This window comes from Ruminococcus gauvreauii (assembly GCF_025151995.1).
Taxonomy (GTDB): domain Bacteria; phylum Bacillota; class Clostridia; order Lachnospirales; family Lachnospiraceae; genus Ruminococcus_G; species Ruminococcus_G gauvreauii.
The window spans coordinates 1,688,946-1,706,451 of the sequence record NZ_CP102290.1; the positions used below are offsets into that span (position 1 = coordinate 1,688,946).

Consider the following 17,506-nt stretch of genomic DNA (forward strand, 5'->3'; position numbering starts at 1 on the left):
TGCTGGGAGGGCAAAGGCGTGAGACATTTTCATGTGCTGGACATCAGTTTTTATCAAATACAGATCTTTCTTGCCGTCGGAGAGCGTGAAAGCATCACTCAGGCCGCACAGTATCTGAACATTACGCAGTCAGCAGTCAGCAAGAACATCAAATCCCTGGAAGATACTCTTGGTCTGTATCTGTTTCGCAGAGAGAAACAGGCGCTCTGCCTGACCCCTGCAGGGCGTCTGCTGATGGACGAAATGTCCACGATCTACACCATGACCGAAAATGCACTTGAGAAGGCACATGTGCTGCAGAAGGGCGAAGAAAAACCTATTGTCATAGGCCTCCCGGATTCTTCCAACCTGGAACGTTTTTTTCTGAATACAAAGGATTATCTGCGCAAACATAATATTTCGACCAGTCTGCACATTGAATGTCTCCCGTTTCATCAGCTGGAGAAACAGCTGCAAAACGGCGTCATCGATATCGTACTGACCTGCGGCTTTGATCTGGTTTCTTTTGAGCATCCGGAACTGACATGCATTACGCTGCCGTCAGGACCTTATTATGCCTATATGAAGCCTGAAAACACCCTGAGTGAGCGCGGCTCCATACCCATGTCAGAGCTGCAGTCTCACCCGTTCCTGATGTTTTCTCCGATCGAGACACCTGCCTATGAGCAGCTTGTTTTATCTATGTGCCGTTCAGCGGGGTTCCAGCCCCAGATCGCCAAATACGTGACCTCCCCCAATTCTTTTATCTGCAACTTCGAAACAGGTCAGGAGGTATTTATCGCGGATGCCTACATGCGTGAGAGTGATAACACCAGCCTGCGCCGGGTGGCAATCCGGGAATCACAGAGCTGCATTGCACTGATCAGAAGGCGCAGAAACTCTAATCTCACCATCCCTTACATTTTCAGCGAGATCGCCGCCTGCTGGGAGGAGGCAGGACCGAATTAATCATTTCCCCGGTTCCTCTCTCAGTAAAAACACAGAAAACACGGAACCCTTTCCATACTCAGAACGGACCTTTACGTATCCGCCCTGCTTCTTCAGGATCTCCCTGGTCAGATACAGTCCGATCCCTATGCCCTCTTCCTGCGCTGTATCCTGTGCACGGTAAAACCTTTTGAATATCAGCGTCTGTTCTTCCTCTGGTATTCCTCTTCCCTCGTCTGCAATATCAATCCTGTAAAACATCGGATATTCTATAGCTGCAACCCGAATCATGCTACCCCGCGGAGTGTATTTCACAGCATTATCCAGCAGGTTATACAATGCCTCGGCTGTCCACTTCCTGTCAAAGAACGCAGTCCCTGCCAGCTGATCACAGTTGATCGTTATCCCTTTTCGTTCGGCTTTTAACGCTGCTTGAGTCACGGCCTGCCCGATCATCGGCGAAACCGCCTCTTCCTTCGGATGCACAGCAATGACTCCGCTCTCCAGGCGCGAGCTTTTGACCAACGCCTGAATCAAAAAATCCAGTTTTTTCACCTGCATATGCAGGGCATCCGCACATTCGCGCCCCTCTTTTGTCAGCGGCTGCTCCAGTAAAAGCTCCGTGTATAAGAGACTGTTGGCGATCGGCGTCTTCGTCTGATGGGAAATATCACTGATCAGTGTCCGGACCCTCTCCTGGTCTTCCCTCTGCTGCCTCGCCGACATACGGGTCAGCTTCATATAGCGGTACAGTTTGTTTTCCAGCTCAGACTGTCTGCTCTCATCAAAACACAATTCCTGAAAAGTGCCTGAGACAGCTTTATTCAGCATAGAATCCAGACGGTCATAAAGTCTCTGTATCCTCCGGCGGCTGACTGCAGCCCAGATCACAGCCGCTGCAGTCACAACCGCTGCCGCACAGAGCAGCCCTGTCATCACATCGCTACTCAACTTCATTCACCGCCCACACATATCCGATCCCATAGACCGTCCGGATATATGTCCTCCCTGTCTTTTTGTCTTCCAGCTTGTCGCGGAGCCTTTTGACCGCCACCGACAGTGCATTTTCGTCCACATACTGTGCACCGTCCGTCCATACATAGTCTACCAGGCGTTCCCTGCTCAGGGTAACCCCCGGATTCGAAGCCAGCAGATACAGAAGCTTCTGTTCCGTCTTGCTAAGCTCGACAGGCTGTCCGTCTCTCTTAAACTCCATACGTTCGAAATCCAGCAGCAAATGGTGTGTCTCCAATCGCCTCCCGCTCATGCCTGCATTCGTATCCTCAGCAAAAGACAGCTTCCGGAGCTGTGCATGGACACGTGCTCTGAGCACCATGAGACTGAACGGCTTCGTGATATAATCGTCTGCCCCTGATTCCAGACCCGCCACAATATCTGTCTCCATATCATTTGCAGTCAGTATGATCACCGGCATCCGACTGCAGGTCCGGATTTCTTCCAGCAGTTCCATGCCGTTTCCGTCCGGCAGATTCAGATCCAGTATCACCAGGTCATACACTTCGTCTCTGAGACATTGTCTCGCCTCTTTTACTGTGACCGCCGGTCTCAGTTCTAATTCGGCAGATCCCAGCGCCATAATGATCCCTTTTCCGAGAGATGCATCATCTTCAACAACCAGTATAGTTCTCGTCATTTCATGTCTCCTGTCCAAATATTTTCAGTAAAAAAGCTTATGCGATCATCAAAGCAACCTCTGTCATGGTCGGCGTTGACCACAGATTTTATGTTTCTCATTGTAGGCAATCTGCAGCCTCCTGTCAAATTTCCGTTTGACAGGAGGCTGATTTATTTTTACAATGATAAAGCGGCATTTTAATATTTATTACAGAAAGAGGACATAGCGTGGCAGGACTTGGTACACTGATCAACATCTCCGGTATCTTAGCCGGAGGTTTTATCGGCCTTCTGTTCGGGAAGGCAATGAAAGAGAGATATCAGAATACACTTATGACGGCAACCGGCGTCTGTGTGCTGTTCATCGGCATCAGCGGCACCCTGGAGGAGATGATGACCGTCAGTCAGGGTAAGCTTACAGGAAGCGGAACGATGATGGTCATCGGAAGCTTCGCCTTTGGCTCACTGATCGGAGAATGGCTGAATATCGAATCGCGCATCGAACAGTTTGGCAGATGGCTGAAGAAAAAGACCAGAAGTGAACGGGATACCTCTTTTGTGGACGGCTTTGTAACAACCTCACTCACGATCTGCATCGGCGCCATGGCGGTCGTCGGCTCCATTCAGGATGGCGTATCCGGCGACTATTCCATTCTGGCCGCCAAAGCGGTCCTGGACCTGATCATAGTCCTGGTAATGACTGCATCGATGGGAAAGGGATGTATCTTCTCAGTGATACCGGTCGCCCTTTTTCAGGGAGTCATCACACTTCTCTCTACTTTTATCGAACCCGTCATGACTGAGCAGGCACTGTCCAACCTGTCGCTTACCGGTTCGATGCTGATCTTCTGTGTCGGCGTCAACCTGATATGGGACAAAAAAATAAAGGTCGCCAATATGCTGCCGACTATTGTACTGGCAGTCATATGGGCATTTCTTCCGTTCTGAAAAGGAGGCCCGGCACTTTACACGTGCCCCGGCCTCCCGTTTTATATCTCGAACGTCTGTCCTTCACGGCTGATCTCCATGATCTTTTCGGCAAACGTCTTCGATTCGTCGGACTCCCTGTATTCACGGATCAGATCAAAGTTATCCCAGAAATGCATGGGAAATACATGCTGTGCTCCGACTCTCTCCATAAACCAGTCCATTCCCAGACGATACCATTCCTCCTGCCTCGGGTCAAGCGGCACGAAGGCCGTATACAGCCCGTCCGTCCACTCCCTGAGCCGCTCTATTTCCGCCTGATAACGCGCCGTCATGTTTCCAATCTCCTGTTTCGTCTCACCTTTCCAGATCCACCAGTTGAGATCTCCCGCATGATATACCTGTTTTCGAAATGTCTGTGTCTCATAAGTAACCAGAAACGCCACGCCGCAGTCCGTCGAGTGAAGGGTACGGACACGGATATCACCACCGGCCCCGTCCGCCTCCCGGTGTGACTGGTACGCCTTAAGAAACGTAATGCGTTCGTTCTGCCTGTCACTTAAGGAAACTCTCTTAACCTGATAGGAAAGATCCCTGGACAGCAGATAGCTCACATCCGGATACTCCTCAAATCTGCTGAATATCTCCGGGTTAAAATGGTCTGCATGTTTATGGCTGCAGAACACAAACAATTTTTTCTCATGCGAAAACTCAGGAATGTCTCCGCGGTAGTAATCAAAAAGCCAGACGCTGCGTTCCCACTCTACAAGGAAGCCGCTGTGTCCGATATACGTTATCAATGCCATGCGATCTCTCCAATCATCTATTCCCTTACAGCAGCTGCTTCTGCCAGCTCCCCTTCCAATACGGAAGTACAATGCGGGCAGCGCACTGCATCGACGGCTATCTCTGTTTTACAAAACGGACAGACTTTCGTAGTCGGGGCTTGTGGCGCCTCCTCCTTCTGGGAGGTTCTGGCGGCTATCCTGTTCATGACTTTTACGAGACAGAAAATGACGAACGCCATCACCAGGAAATTGATCACCGCGGATATAAAGCTTCCATACCTGATCAGCGGCGCATCTGCTCCGGCCCCAAGTGTCACCGAATATCCGGAAAAATCAATTCCTCCCAGAATAAAGCCCAGAACAGGATTGATAATATCGTCAATCAGTGAGCTGACTATCGCCTGAAATGCAGCACCGATGATGACACCGACTGCCATATCCATCACATTTCCTCTGCTGATAAATGTCCTGAATTCCTGAATAAAATTTTTTCCCTTTTTCATTGTACAACTTCTCCTTCGTGAAATCTTATCGCTGCAGTTAAACTTTATCCTGCCTCACACCGTAATCTCAATCTGATTTCGAAAATCTGTCTTCTGATTAGGATACCCATTGCCATATGGTCATCAAAATGCCCCCCTGTTCAGATCAATCCAGATCCTGAATACTCATTTTATCCAGCTGCTTCTTCCTCCTTTGTTTCTCCCTGCATATAAGGCAGATCGCAAGCAGTATGACGGTAGAGATATTTGTCGAAAGAAAGGTACCGGCGATCGCACCAAATATCTCCCATGCAGACATCGCATCCGTTATCACCACTCTGAACACGCACAGCAGCGAATATAAAAAAGTAATAAACGGAAGAATCAGTCCCAGAATCCTGTTCTCCCTTTTTGAGAGATAAAACTGCAGGATGATACCGCCGGCGCAGACGGCAAGCAGCAATAATAATACAAACCATACGGTAATGGTTCCGGTTATCATCGGCTCCCCTCCTTACTGATCTTCTTATACTCTCCGATCAATACTTTTGCAGTCTCAAAATCCAGCTTCTCGTTGACGGCAAGGCGTTTGACCAGAGCAACATACGGGTCGCGCTCCACATCATCACTGATTTTGATCTTCTGTATCAGTTTATCCAGTCTCAGCCTGACCGTGGGATATGTCACTTCATATTGTTTCGCGATTTCCTTCAGTGAACCGGATGCCAGCAAAAATTTTTTGATAAAGGCGACATCTTCATCATCCAGATTTACCATCCACTCAGGAACGATCTCGATTGCCATAGCATCCCCTCCTTTAATAATATTAATTATACTCTTTAATTTTATTAAAGTCAATGTTGATCTCGATCTATATCTTTATTAAACCATCCCTTTTCTTCCGGTAGTAGAACAGTCCTGCCAGATCCGCCAGTATCCAACCGACTGGAATTGATATCCAGATTCCGACCACCCCAATACAATCTGACAGCAGATAAGCAAGCACAACCCTGGTTCCCAGTGAAATAACGGTGAGAATGACAGACATACCGGGACGTTTGACTGCACGGTACAGCCCATACAGTAAAAACAGGCATCCGATACCAAAATAGAAAATACCGACCACGCGTAAATACTGCACTCCTGCGGCAAGGATCTCCGTTTCGTGTTGCTGTACAAAGATCAGCATCAGTGGTTTCGCAAAAATCACTACGACTGACGATACAAACACACAGAACAAAATAGTCAGTTGTACAGATTTTTTAATTCCGGCGCGTATGCGCTCCTCTTTTCCTGCTCCGTAATTCTGTGCAACAAATGTGGAGAATGCATTCCCAAAATCCTGTACCGGCATATAGGCAAAGGAATCGATCTTCACCGCTGCTGCAAAGGCCGCCATGATGACCGGTCCGAAGCTGTTGACCAGTCCCTGTACCATCAGAATACCAAAATTCATCACAGACTGCTGAACACAGGTCAGTATGGACAGGCTGAAGATTTCTCCCAGCATGTCTTTGTTCCACTGAAGATCGGCACGCCCGGGACACACTTGCCGGCACCGCAGAAATGTGTACCCTGTGATACCGATGCCCGAGACATACTGTGCGATCACCGTAGCTGCAGCCGCCCCGCCTACTCCCCATCGAAATCCAAGTACAAACAGAAGATCAAGCACAATATTCAAAACAGCGGATATCCCCAGAAATATCAGCGGCACCGCCGAATTGCCCATAGCCCGAAGCAGACAGGAAAAGAAATTACTGAGGAATACCGCACCGATACCGGCAAATATGATCCACAGGTATTCCCGCATCAGAGCATATACTTCCCCGGGTACGTTTAAAAACCCCATGATGGGATCAATACAAAGGTAAACTATGATGTTCAGAACGACGGATATCGCAAAAACAAGTCCGAACGCATGCAGTACCGCCGCTCTCAGACGCTTCACATCCCCCTTCCCCCGGTAGATGGAAAATAATGCCCCGGCCCCCATCGAAAGCCCGAGAAGCACCGAGGTCAGAAACGTCATCAGCGTATAGGCAGATCCCACCGCCGCAAGAGCGTCACGGCCCAGAAATCTGCCTACGATCAGTGTATCTGCTATGTTATAAAACTGCTGCAGCAGATTGCCCGCAATCATCGGCAGCACGAAAAGTATGATGGTCTTCGTTATATTTCCTTTTGTCAGGTCCCTGTACATTAAGCTGTCCTCTTTTTGCTTTCATTGTCTCTTTAAAAAACCGCAAAAAGCACTTAAGCGTCAAATTAGAGGATTTCGATTTTGTTTATGATACAGGATACGTCTGACTTCCATAATGTTTTTTGCACCTTCATCCTTAATTACTACATAAAAAATCACAAAATTCTTCACATATATGCGGTAATAAGGGTACTTCCTTTCCTTTAAGGAATGGTATGACTCAAAAGATTCTGCATTCGGCAGCCGTTCCAATATCGCTTTTTCTACCGCATCCAACAAGGTATTAGCCGCCTGTGGATTTTTCAATTTCTCGGAAATATAAATAATCTTTTCTTCCAGCTCTTCATAAAACAATGGAAGATATCTTAAATCATATTTTATATCAGTCATTGATCTTCCTTCTCAATCCACTAAAAACCTCATCATGTGTATAATGCCTGCTGCAATTTTCTGCAGCAAAATCAGCTTCATCCAATTTCGATTCTACGCCATCCGTCAATTTCGAATATGCCTCCAGACTTAATACCACCATAGCACCATATCCGTTTTTTGTAAGATAAACTGGTTCACCCTCGTTAACTATTTTTTCTATATCAGGAAATTTATTTCGCAAATCAGAAACCGGTTTGATCTGTATCATAATACCACTCCTTATCATAATTTTATCATTATTTTATCGTTGTTTTTATTATAATCGAAAATCCGTTCAGCTGCAAGTATCATCTTATTTTTATTCCCGGATTACTATATTTTCCAACACCAACTCCTCCGAACAGGCATTCGTAACGAAAAAATAATACTCACCTCTGTAATAAAGACAAATGACCGGGTGCGTGCATCTTCCGCCTTCCCTACCTTGTCCATGTTGTGCAGAATCTTAAGAAACGCATCGTGCACACAGTCCTCTGCACCCTGTACGTCTTTTAAGATCTGCTTTGCAATATAAAACATCGGCTGACTGTACCGCTCATACAGCAGCGTAAATTTATCCTTGTCCTCCTCGGAATCCAGCATTGCCAAATAGCAGATCATGGCATTTCCTCCCTCTGTAACACTGTCTTTATCATAACAACCAGGGACTCCGTTTTGTGACAAACCACAACATGTTAACATGCAGGCGGGCAGGTAAAATTTACCTGCCCGCCTAATAAGTATGTTCAAACCCACGAATCTCCTTTGATCTGCAGCGGTGTTCCCTCCTCCATGATCTCAAACCCATGATTTTGATAAAATGTTACATTCTTTTTTTCATCCGGAACCACACTTACATAGAGAAAACCCTCATACTCACACAGCAGGTCACTTAACAGCTTTGAGGCTATGCCCCTTCCCTGGTACTGCGGATCTACCAATAGGCAGTCGATTGTTGCCTGCCATATGCCATCGTCAAGGCCTCTGATCAGTCCAACTAAACGTCCTTTGTCCCATGCGGAAATGACTTTGCTCGAATTTCGTAATGCAATCTTCAATTTATCCGGAAAGCCTCCCGAAAACCAGCCGACTGATCTGAAGAGGCCTTCTATCTGTTCCTCTTTAAAATTCCTGGTATCCTTATAGCTAATCATTGCAGACCTCCTGTCCCCGTGTTATATAAGGCGGATAGGCAGTTCTGTGTTCTTCAGATATTTCACGGTCATCGAAACACTTATAATTTGGGGATGGCGCGACAACAATGTGTTCGAACTCAACCGGAATTCCCGGAGAGGAGTAAAAACTCCTTCCTGCCTGCAGATGAAAGTGTAGATGCGGTTCCGTGCTGTTGCCGGAATTCCCGCATTCAGCGATCTTCTCCCCGCGTCTTATAAGATCTCCCTCGGAGACCACGACGCTGCCCGGTTTCAAATGCGCCAGCACAGAATACTCTTTTTCCGAATGCTGAATCAATATGTAATTTCCCCGGATATCCTTTGCCACACAGGAAACACTTCTCTCCGGCGTAATCACACTGTCCGGATGCCCTTTTCCCACCTCAGCAATTTTCCCGTCAGCCGGCGCCAGAATATCCTGTCCGTAACAGTAGTAGGCCGACGGAGATGTCTCATCACCACGGCAGCTTTTTCCGTGTTCATCCAGTATAATAAAATCATAGGCGTATCGCTGCGTAGGAACTTCCCATGAATGCGAAGTTTCCTGCACGGCGCCCCCGTTTACCGCAACCCACCTGCCATGAAAGGGAAGGGAATACTTTATATCGCATCGGTAATTCGAAATATCGGGAAATTTTCCCTTATACCTGTGTTCCAGCACGACAAGCCCCCATAACTGCTTCAGTGACTGAAAAAATACTGCTCTGTTCATATCCTGCCTCCTCACCACAGACCCCAGTGAAAGTCACTGTTTTATCTTTCGACTTCATCGATCCAAGCCAGCGGGTCATCGATTTTCATAATTCTAAGATTCATTTTGCTTTCTCTCCCATCTTACTGTCTGCGGATATCAGGCGTGTCCGCCCTTCTGCCTTTACCAGATTTTCAAGTTCTTTCAGCGCATCCTTAGCAATCCAGATCTGTGTCTTATTTCCCTCCGCTTTCAGTTCATGCGCTAAAATAATAGCTTTCTCGTTATAAGTAAAATCCCTCTTCCCAATCTCTCTTAATGCCCACGAAACTGATTTTTTTATATGTTCCTGTTCATCCTGTGAGTTCTCCCGTATCAGATTCAGATAATCGTCCAGTGTCTCATCCGATATCCCTTTGTCGTGTATTGCAGCCGAAGCTATCAATGTAAATGCTGCACGTTTCTCATAAGTCCGCGGTGAATGAATCCATTTCATGATAAACTGATGATAATCATTCCGCTTAATAATCAGATTCTTACACATATGGTCACATAAATCCCATGACTTAACATCCTCCATGAGTCTCTCGATATCTGCGGCGCTTAACTGCTTCTTTTCAAAAAGAAGTACCGCCAGAAGCCTTGCTTCATGGTATCCCGTTTCCCATAATTCAAAGGCAAGCTCATCTGACCGGCCAGTTTCCCTGGCAAGTCTGCGAATATCTGCAGTCGATACTCCAATACTGCTTTCTTTTGGTATACCCATTTTTACAACATTCGTCTTGTGTTTTTCCGACGCACATGCGTAAAGCTTTTTTATGATATCTGAACAATTCATAGACCGTCCTCCCGATTGCCTTTCCGTACCCTGTACCAAATAAAAACGCATCCTATAACAGCAATGAAATAACCAAGAATCAAAAACGCCAGCTCACTCCCCGAAGGAGCGGTCATCTTACAAACAGGGAAAAACGAGATAACAATAACAGCGGGAACCACCAGGCCATATACTGCCCGTTTCCCAGCCGACAGATACACGTGAGAACCTAATAGAGCCACCATCAGGATAAATGCCAGAAGCTCTTTTAAGTCAAATCCTCCGTCGAGCAATTGCATCAAATATACGATTGTCATAGCAATCACAAAACATATAAATATTGTCATCCTTTTACCCCCATAAACTCTGATTACTGTTTGTCATCCTTCCGTCTCAGGAATTCGACAAACGCAAATATGATAGATATCACACTTAAAACTGCTACGATCAGTTCTGCCATGTTATTGGCATAATCTGACCTTTCCGGTGAAACGAGTCCCAAAACCAGAAAATACACACACCAGATCAGCCCCAGAGCAAGAAGCAAAAACGTAACATATTTCAAAAAGTTCGCGGCTTTTCCTACCAGTTTTTTAGTGGCTATCACTCGTTTTTCGGAATATGATTTGCTGCCAAATGCCCATTTCAGGCCGCCTGCTCCAAATCCTATGAGCACTCCAAGCGTAAGACCAATGCAAATATCATAAAACGTTCCCATCTCTGTCTGTCCCTCTCAATCATCAGCATTTAATTATCCTTTTTCACCGAGTAAATAGTATGCGGCATGTCCATATGATAGTAATGTTTGACCAGTTGTCCTGTTACTCTCATGCCATTACGTTTTGCAACATTTTGTGATGCAGTATTGGTATCACGTATGATGGAAAACACCTCGCCTGCACCCAAAGTGTCAAACGCATATTCTCTGCATGCAATTGCCGCTTCCAGGGCATATCCTTTGTGCCAATACTGCTTTTGAAAAAGATATCCGATCTCCATCACCTGCTTACCATTACAGTCCTGCATGGTAAGCCCGCACTGTCCGATCATCTCATCTGTTTCCCTTAATACAGCTGCCCACAACCCAAATCCATCATGATCATAACGCCTGATCTGGTTGTCCAGCCACTCCTGTACTTCATCATTATCAAATGCATGTTCATAGGCGTACATCACCTGTTTGTCCTGCAGTATCCTGCATAAGGCTGTATAATCTGTCTGCTCCATTTCGCGCAGATATAACCTTTCCGTTTCCAGTATCACCATATCATTCACCTCATCAATGCGGCAGCGATTTTTACTCCAATGCTGTCAGGTCAGATCTCTCATACCGGTTATGACCCGGCAGACCTTTTTTATATTTCCAGCATTTAATGGCATCTTCTAAGGATTTCCCTTTATTATCCGCAAAGAAATCACGAACATAAGTATTATATTCGAACTGCCGGTCAATGGTGGTGGTGCCTTTCTTCTTTTGCTCCAGAATCCGGCTGTAAGCGGCGATTGCTTCCCGATACGTTTTCCCGGTATTTTCCTTCAGCCATTTCTGAAAGCCCACGTTAAAAGAAAAACTTTTTCCAATCTTCTCTTTAAAAAATGCACGGTGCTTTTCAGTACATTTGAAATCAGGTTCAATCTCTGTATCTTCACTGATCACATCTACCGTTGCCGTCGCCTTTTTACCTGTGTGATTTTTCAGCACTTTGCCCGTGTCTAAGAAACAGGCGATTCTTTCTGTGATGTCCGCTTTTCCCCCGGAAGCGGGCAATCCGTTTTGTCTGCAGAATTCAACCAGCTCTTCTTTCAGATAGTAAAATTCTCTAAACGTATCGCTGCTCAGGTTTTTATCCAGTTCTGGTCTTTTCACCATTTCCCCCATGTCTATTCGATTTTCCCGGTATCTTCAACATAAATAGAAACTTCGCCGCATTTTGGACAAATTGCTACTTTGGGGCTCCCTATCCGCCCGCCGAACAGCTTATTTTCATCTGTTGACATCACAATCCCGTATCCTGTGCCTGCTACTTTTATGGTACAGTTTTCCTTCATCTCTGCTCCGCATCTGATACACACTCTCATAATTTTCTCCTGAAATCAATCTATTTTTGATACCAGGGTCAAAAGGTCGTGCTTTTTCATGCTTGCATGAAAAAGCATGACTTTGGGACCCGCAAAACATGAGAAAGTAGCCCGATCAGGGTGGATTTCGAATGTTTTCAGGATTGTGAGAGCACATTGTGCGGAACAATCCGTGGTATCATGGGGTCAAAAACCTTTTGACCCCAACATCTTTGTTCCAATATAACACATATCCGCACCGGCTGCACCTGAAAAAAGACCGCTTTGGCAGAGTATTCTCTGCAAAGCGATCTTCCTTATTTCTACTTCTTATGATTGCTGCAGCGGTATTTCCACGTCACCCTGCATCAGATAAATACTCTCAATGTGATCCACGTCAATGATCCTCGTAAAGTTCTCGATCACCAGATACTCTGACCTATCCTCATCCGGTCCGTAGATTCCTCCTCCGGTAAAGTACTCTTCCGCCTCATAATCCAGCTGTGTCCCGTCGTCATAGACGATTTTGCGGATTGCCAGCCTGGCATCTATTTCAAGTCCCGGGTCATCCCCCTCATACGTAAATGTATTTCTCTCATCTTCTTCAACTCTCATGGCGCTCTCATAATCAGCGTATATCTTGTAACTCAGAGGTGAGATCTCAATGCGGTTGATCAGAATATCATAACCGCCGAAATCATACGTCTGATTAATCTCATATGTCCGTACCATATCACTGCTTCCATCGATCGTATATTCGAAAGACCACGGCCCTTCTGCGATCAGCGTTCCCGCATCAGATGCCGGCGCTTTGATTCCCTGATAATCCCTTAAGGCATCAAACGTCAGCGTGATCGTTCTTCCGTTCCAGTCAACCGGACTGCCGAACAGGTAACTGATTTCATATGTCACGGTGTCAGAACTCTCGGCATTCTCAGGTATGATAAATCCACCGCTCCCGCCGCTGCTGCTTCCTTCGCAGATATCTCCGGCAGGTTTTCCGTCAATCAGGACGTCCAGACCATTTGCAAATCCCAGATCGTCTGTCGCCTGCACCCCATCCGGCAGCTGCACCTCGCAGAGCATGTACAGATTGTAATCGTCATGCAGTACCTGTGTCAGAGTAACGCCAACCCCGTTATGTGTGACCGTCTGGCTGACATCCTGTATGACGCCTTCTTCCGGCAGCGTCTCCTGCTGTTCCTCGCTTGGCTGGAACTTCTCAAGGATCGTCGGGTTCCATCCAAACCATTCTGCTGCCAGAACAGTCCCCGAGGCCAGCACGCACACAGCCGCTGCTGCGACCATCACCCTGAACCCGATGCCCCTCACTTTTCCGGCTTTTCTTCTGTCCAGTTCCCCCAAAGTCTGCTCAAATTTTACATGAAATTCCTCTGGCACCTCCGGCGCCACATGTTCCCATCTTTCCCTCTCTAGCATAATACGCCCTCCCTGTCTCCAAGCTGCACTCTGAGCTGTTCTCTCGCTCTTGATAGACGGCTTTTTACCGTTCCCTCCTTCATCTGCAGGATGTCAGATACTTCCCTGACTGAAAAGCCGTCCAGATAATAGAGTGTCACAAGCACTCTCAGCTCCTGCGGCAGTTCCATGATCGCAAGATACAGATCCGTATACCGATCTTCCTCCCAGAGCTTTCGATCCTGCATGTATTCCTCATAGGGAACCAGATTTTTACGTTTTTTCTGTATCCGGTAACATTCGCGGATCAGGATACGGATAATCCATGTCTTAAAATACGCATCCACTTTCAGAGTATGAAGCTTCTCAAATGCAATCATGAGCGCTTCCTGTACCGCATCCGCACAATCCGCGTCGTTTTTCAGTATGGACATCGCCACGTGATACATCGTCGTCTCGGCATCGCGCACCGCATCCATAAACTCCTGTTTTTTCATCGTAAGTCCTCCTCACCAACCGGCCGGTTGTTATTTCCTTACAACTATTAGAGTCGTCGGATCTGCTTTTGGTTCCGGGAAATTTTATTTCTTATTCCTGATCCATATCCAGATCCTCTCCCCCTTCTGATCCCATTATATGATTACGATACATTTTTTCAAAAAAGGCTGCAGATTGACTAGAATATAATCTATCATCGCATAAAATCTATACAGATCATAAGAAATTATCATAATACGTTTTAATTTTACCACTTTTATGATAATATATAAATAATTTACTACCTATTATAAATGTAATCCAATACATGCTGTATCACCGATAATGTCTTATTTTTATTCAGGTCCCTATACATCACTGTAAGAAAGGAGTTTTTGGATGCTGCTGTCTCAGACCAGATTTTTAGAGAAACTGAAAGAAAGCCTGAACGCAGTCCTGCCAATCATCGGTATTGTGCTGCTGCTGAGTTTTACCATTGCGCCCATACCCTCCGGCATTCTGCTTTCATTCATTCTGGGCGCTGTGCTGCTGATCATCGGCATGATGTTCTTTACCCTTGGTGCCGAAATCGCTATGACCCCGATGGGTGAAAAAATGGGTACGAGGATGACTAAAACCCGAAAGCTGGCAGTCATCACGGCCCTCTGTTTTCTACTTGGTTTCATGATCACGATATCTGAACCTGATCTGCAGGTACTCGCGGAACAGGTTCCCTCGATTCCCAATTATACACTGATTTTAGCCGTGGCATTTGGTGTCGGTGTCTTTCTCGTCATCGCTGTACTGCGTATGCTTTTTTCCATTGCCCTGTCCCATCTGCTGATTGTATTTTACTGCATTGTTTTCATTCTGGCATTTTTCGTCCCACGGGATTTTCTGTCCGTCGCGTTTGATTCCGGCGGAGTTACGACAGGACCGATGACGGTACCGTTTATCATGGCACTCGGTATCGGTTTTTCTGCGGTCCGAAGTGATAAGCATGCAGAAGATGACAGTTTTGGGCTGGTCGCCCTGTGTTCCATCGGACCAATACTGGCCGTTCTGATTCTGGGGTTGTTATACCATCCCGGAACTACAGAATATGTACCGGATGCCATTCCGGATATCCAAAACTCCGTGGAGTTGTGGGGATATTTCGCAACAGGTTTTCCTGAATATATCAGGGAAATCGCAGTCTCCCTGCTTCCTATCGTCATTTTCTTTGCTGTCTTTCAGATAATGTTTCTGAAGCTGAAGCGAAGATCCCTCCTGAAGATAGCGGTGGGCATCATCTATACCTATATCGGGCTTGTGCTGTTCCTGACCGGTGTGAATGTCGGATTTATGCCTGCCGGCAACTATCTCGGACAGATCATCGCAGGACTGCCATACCGTTGGGTCATCCTGCCGATCGGTATGGTGATCGGTTTTTTCATCGTAAAAGCAGAACCTGCAGTGTACGTACTGATGGAGCAGGTTGAGGAGATCACCGCAGGTGCCATCTCAGGTAAAGCGATGGGAATAAGCCTCTCGATCGGTGTGTCCATCTCCCTTGGTCTTGCCATGATCCGGGTACTGACGGGAATATCAATCTTCTGGTTTATCCTCCCCGGCTACGCGATCGCCATTATCCTGTCATTTTTTGTTCCAAAGATTTTTACGGCTATCGCGTTCGACTCCGGCGGCGTGGCATCCGGTCCCATGACCGCTACGTTCCTGCTTCCCTTTGCAATGGGAGCCTGCCAGACCATCGGAGGGAATATTGTGACAGATGCCTTTGGAATTGTCGCGATGGTAGCCATGACCCCGCTTATCACGATTCAATGCCTCGGTGCGGTGTATCAGATACAAACCAGACGGCTTTCCTCTGTTCCGGATGAACCGGCATCTTATCTTGACACCTGGGAAGATAATGATATCATTGACCTGTGATATCTGCTGTGAATAGGAAAGGAACTATAATATGAACGAAATCTATCTGATGGTGGTTATCGCCAACCGCAGTATACGTGAAAAAATCATCTCATTTTACAAACAGAATAACATAACCGTCACACTTGCCACACTGGGATCTGGCACTGCACACAGTTCCGTCCTGGATTATCTCGGAATGGAAGCAACGGAGAAAGCCGTATATTTTTCTTTTGTCACCAGAGAAACCTGGAAGACCCTGAAAAAAGATCTTCAAAACAAAATAAATATTGATATCCCAGGGAGAGGAATTGCCTTTATTATCCCGTTAAGCAGTATCGGCGGCAAAAAGATACTGGAATACCTGACCCTGAATCAAAATGTCATTATTGAGGAGGAGAGCACATTGAAGGAAACCACGTATGAGCTGCTGGTAACAATCGCAAATACCGGCTATTCCGATACCATTATGAAGGCTGCAAGAAGTGCCTACGCACCCGGCGGGACCATTATCCATGCCAAGGGTACCGGCATGGAGGAGGCAAAAAAATATCTGGGCATCACACTCACCGATGAAAAGGAAATCATCTTCATTGTTGTGAAGACTGCCCAGAAAAACGGGATCATGAGGGCGATCATGGAGCAGGCCGGTTCAAAGAGCAAAGCAGGGGCCATCGTATTTTCTCTTCCTGTAGTCAGCACAGCAGGACTACGGCTTATGGAGGACGACACCTCAGAATAATTACGCCTTTATGGTCTCCTCTGCGTACAGGGAAGGCCAGCCAGGCATTTTCCGCAGACTTCAGAACCTGAATCAGCCGCCTCCCCGCCCTCTGCGGAGGCATAGGAGTTTCCAAACTGTGTATAGACCGCTGCATTTTTCAGGCACTGTGCAAAGCATAAGTGCCTGTCATATTCTTCTGTGGTCAGCGCGCCTGCCGGGCACCGGCTGACACAGACGCCGCAGCTTTTATTCCTTTTGTAAAGGCATGCTTCTTCCGCCTGCGGCTCCCCCGCCGGTACATTCAGATTCGTAACCAGCGCATTCAGCCGTCCCGCGCAGCCTGATTCCGTGATGAGCATATTATTCAGCCCAAATGTCCCGAGACCTGCGGCATATGCAAAGTGGCGGAACGACCAGTGACTGACCAGCTCATCACGGTAAAAGACTGTACTCTGTGGCGACACAGCCCCGCGGTACCCTCTGGATTCCAGAAAACCGATCATGTGTGCATTGAGTTTTGGAAACATGGCGTTCGTCTCTTCATAGATCTGTGCCCAGTCGGCGGACGCCATCTCCCCCTGCCTGTTTCCTCCTGCCACCCACGGCTGAAACGGCACAAAATACACCATGATCACCGTGGCATCCGGCATCACTTCCCAGGGCATCTGATGGAGCTTATGTACGATGTCCGGAAGCTCTCTGATATAAGGATGTTCCACATCGGCAAATCCCACAAGGGGCTTCCCCCACTTATTTTTCAATGTTCCGGACGCATCATACGTCCGGACGAATTCATGCAATTCATGTTCAATATCTGTTCGTAAATCCATGTTTTCCTCCCATGCCGCACTTTCTGCCGAT

The 17,506-nt window shown here is 46.9% G+C and carries 25 protein-coding genes; 4 read left to right on the top strand and 21 right to left on the bottom strand.

What is annotated here, in order from left to right; translation table 11 throughout:
* Window positions 1-18: 18 nt before the first annotated feature.
* A complete protein-coding gene (locus NQ502_RS08160; RefSeq protein ID WP_028529877.1) occupies window positions 19-948 on the top strand; it encodes a LysR family transcriptional regulator in 930 nt (309 codons plus the stop codon).
* Here the strand turns inward: NQ502_RS08160 and NQ502_RS08165 are convergent, their stop codons facing one another.
* A complete protein-coding gene (locus tag NQ502_RS08165) occupies window positions 949-1,884 on the bottom strand; it encodes a sensor histidine kinase (protein ID WP_148511969.1) in 936 nt (311 codons plus the stop codon).
* Window positions 1,871-2,581 carry a response regulator transcription factor gene (locus NQ502_RS08170; protein ID WP_044983544.1) on the bottom strand — a complete coding sequence of 237 codons (711 nt, stop codon included), beginning with the start codon at window positions 2,579-2,581 and terminating at the stop codon, window positions 1,871-1,873. The genes NQ502_RS08165 and NQ502_RS08170 overlap by 14 nt, the downstream gene beginning before the upstream one ends.
* Before the next feature lie 209 nt (window positions 2,582-2,790).
* Here NQ502_RS08170 and NQ502_RS08175 point away from each other — a divergent pair, with 209 nt between their 5' ends.
* Window positions 2,791-3,510: a DUF554 domain-containing protein gene (locus NQ502_RS08175; RefSeq protein WP_028529880.1), complete on the top strand. Its 720-nt coding sequence runs from the start codon at window positions 2,791-2,793 to the stop codon at window positions 3,508-3,510.
* A 41-nt stretch (window positions 3,511-3,551) separates the two neighbouring features.
* Here the strand turns inward: NQ502_RS08175 and NQ502_RS08180 are convergent, their stop codons facing one another.
* From NQ502_RS08180 to NQ502_RS08265, 18 genes are all read right to left on the bottom strand, one after another.
* Window positions 3,552-4,295: an MBL fold metallo-hydrolase gene (locus NQ502_RS08180; protein WP_028529881.1), complete on the bottom strand. Its 744-nt coding sequence runs from the start codon at window positions 4,293-4,295 to the stop codon at window positions 3,552-3,554.
* Between the two features lie 17 nt (window positions 4,296-4,312).
* A complete protein-coding gene (mscL, locus tag NQ502_RS08185; RefSeq protein ID WP_028529882.1) occupies window positions 4,313-4,780 on the bottom strand; it encodes a large conductance mechanosensitive channel protein MscL in 468 nt (155 codons plus the stop codon).
* A 145-nt stretch (window positions 4,781-4,925) separates the two neighbouring features.
* Window positions 4,926-5,261 carry a hypothetical protein gene (locus NQ502_RS08190; RefSeq protein ID WP_028529883.1) on the bottom strand — a complete coding sequence of 112 codons (336 nt, stop codon included), beginning with the start codon at window positions 5,259-5,261 and terminating at the stop codon, window positions 4,926-4,928.
* A complete protein-coding gene (locus NQ502_RS08195; RefSeq protein WP_028529884.1) occupies window positions 5,258-5,563 on the bottom strand; it encodes a DUF2089 family protein in 306 nt (101 codons plus the stop codon). Before NQ502_RS08195 ends, NQ502_RS08190 begins: the two co-directional genes overlap by 4 nt.
* Before the next feature lie 67 nt (window positions 5,564-5,630).
* Window positions 5,631-6,962: an MATE family efflux transporter gene (locus tag NQ502_RS08200; protein WP_028529885.1), complete on the bottom strand. Its 1,332-nt coding sequence runs from the start codon at window positions 6,960-6,962 to the stop codon at window positions 5,631-5,633.
* A gap of 60 nt (window positions 6,963-7,022) precedes the next feature.
* Window positions 7,023-7,352 (bottom strand): type II toxin-antitoxin system RelE/ParE family toxin, encoded by a 330-nt coding sequence (locus NQ502_RS08205; RefSeq protein ID WP_028529886.1) that lies wholly within the window; start codon window positions 7,350-7,352, stop codon window positions 7,023-7,025.
* The gene (locus NQ502_RS08210; protein ID WP_028529887.1) at window positions 7,345-7,602 is read right to left on the bottom strand and encodes a type II toxin-antitoxin system Phd/YefM family antitoxin; all 258 of its coding nucleotides are present in this window, start codon (window positions 7,600-7,602) and stop codon (window positions 7,345-7,347) included. The genes NQ502_RS08205 and NQ502_RS08210 overlap by 8 nt, the downstream gene beginning before the upstream one ends.
* 104 nt (window positions 7,603-7,706) lie before the next feature.
* The gene (locus NQ502_RS08215) at window positions 7,707-7,994 is read right to left on the bottom strand and encodes an RNA polymerase sigma factor (protein WP_049898409.1); all 288 of its coding nucleotides are present in this window, start codon (window positions 7,992-7,994) and stop codon (window positions 7,707-7,709) included.
* 125 nt (window positions 7,995-8,119) lie between these two features.
* Window positions 8,120-8,527: a GNAT family N-acetyltransferase gene (locus tag NQ502_RS08220; RefSeq protein WP_028529888.1), complete on the bottom strand. Its 408-nt coding sequence runs from the start codon at window positions 8,525-8,527 to the stop codon at window positions 8,120-8,122.
* The gene (locus NQ502_RS08225) at window positions 8,520-9,260 is read right to left on the bottom strand and encodes a M23 family metallopeptidase (protein WP_028529889.1); all 741 of its coding nucleotides are present in this window, start codon (window positions 9,258-9,260) and stop codon (window positions 8,520-8,522) included. The genes NQ502_RS08220 and NQ502_RS08225 overlap by 8 nt, the downstream gene beginning before the upstream one ends.
* Window positions 9,261-9,360: 100 nt before the next feature.
* Window positions 9,361-10,077, bottom strand: coding sequence for a DNA alkylation repair protein (locus NQ502_RS08230; RefSeq protein WP_028529890.1), 717 nt, complete (start codon window positions 10,075-10,077; stop codon window positions 9,361-9,363).
* Window positions 10,074-10,403 carry a hypothetical protein gene (locus NQ502_RS08235; protein ID WP_028529891.1) on the bottom strand — a complete coding sequence of 110 codons (330 nt, stop codon included), beginning with the start codon at window positions 10,401-10,403 and terminating at the stop codon, window positions 10,074-10,076. The genes NQ502_RS08230 and NQ502_RS08235 overlap by 4 nt, the downstream gene beginning before the upstream one ends.
* A gap of 23 nt (window positions 10,404-10,426) precedes the next feature.
* The gene (locus NQ502_RS08240) at window positions 10,427-10,774 is read right to left on the bottom strand and encodes a hypothetical protein (protein WP_028529892.1); all 348 of its coding nucleotides are present in this window, start codon (window positions 10,772-10,774) and stop codon (window positions 10,427-10,429) included.
* Window positions 10,775-10,803: 29 nt separating this feature from the next.
* A complete protein-coding gene (locus NQ502_RS08245) occupies window positions 10,804-11,319 on the bottom strand; it encodes a GNAT family N-acetyltransferase (protein ID WP_028529893.1) in 516 nt (171 codons plus the stop codon).
* 34 nt (window positions 11,320-11,353) lie between these two features.
* On the bottom strand, window positions 11,354-11,926 hold the full coding sequence (locus NQ502_RS08250) for a DUF6434 domain-containing protein (RefSeq protein WP_028529894.1): 573 nt from the start codon (window positions 11,924-11,926) through the stop codon (window positions 11,354-11,356).
* 11 nt (window positions 11,927-11,937) lie between these two features.
* Window positions 11,938-12,135, bottom strand: a complete 198-nt coding sequence (locus NQ502_RS08255) for a hypothetical protein (protein ID WP_028529895.1) — start codon at window positions 12,133-12,135, stop codon at window positions 11,938-11,940.
* 309 nt (window positions 12,136-12,444) lie between these two features.
* Complete coding sequence (locus tag NQ502_RS08260; RefSeq protein WP_028529896.1) at window positions 12,445-13,554, bottom strand: DUF4179 domain-containing protein; 1,110 nt, start codon at window positions 13,552-13,554, stop codon at window positions 12,445-12,447.
* The gene (locus NQ502_RS08265) at window positions 13,548-14,030 is read right to left on the bottom strand and encodes an RNA polymerase sigma factor (protein ID WP_028529897.1); all 483 of its coding nucleotides are present in this window, start codon (window positions 14,028-14,030) and stop codon (window positions 13,548-13,550) included. The genes NQ502_RS08260 and NQ502_RS08265 overlap by 7 nt, the downstream gene beginning before the upstream one ends.
* Window positions 14,031-14,409: 379 nt before the next feature.
* On the opposite strand from NQ502_RS08265, the gene NQ502_RS08270 reads away from it, so the two are divergent.
* Window positions 14,410-15,942 carry a DUF1538 domain-containing protein gene (locus NQ502_RS08270; protein ID WP_028529898.1) on the top strand — a complete coding sequence of 511 codons (1,533 nt, stop codon included), beginning with the start codon at window positions 14,410-14,412 and terminating at the stop codon, window positions 15,940-15,942.
* A gap of 31 nt (window positions 15,943-15,973) precedes the next feature.
* On the top strand, window positions 15,974-16,663 hold the full coding sequence (locus tag NQ502_RS08275) for a P-II family nitrogen regulator (protein ID WP_028529899.1): 690 nt from the start codon (window positions 15,974-15,976) through the stop codon (window positions 16,661-16,663).
* Window positions 16,664-16,671: 8 nt separating this feature from the next.
* Here NQ502_RS08275 and NQ502_RS08280 read toward each other — a convergent pair whose 3' ends face one another.
* On the bottom strand, window positions 16,672-17,475 hold the full coding sequence (locus tag NQ502_RS08280; protein ID WP_044983545.1) for an epoxyqueuosine reductase: 804 nt from the start codon (window positions 17,473-17,475) through the stop codon (window positions 16,672-16,674).
* Window positions 17,476-17,506 lie beyond the last annotated feature (31 nt).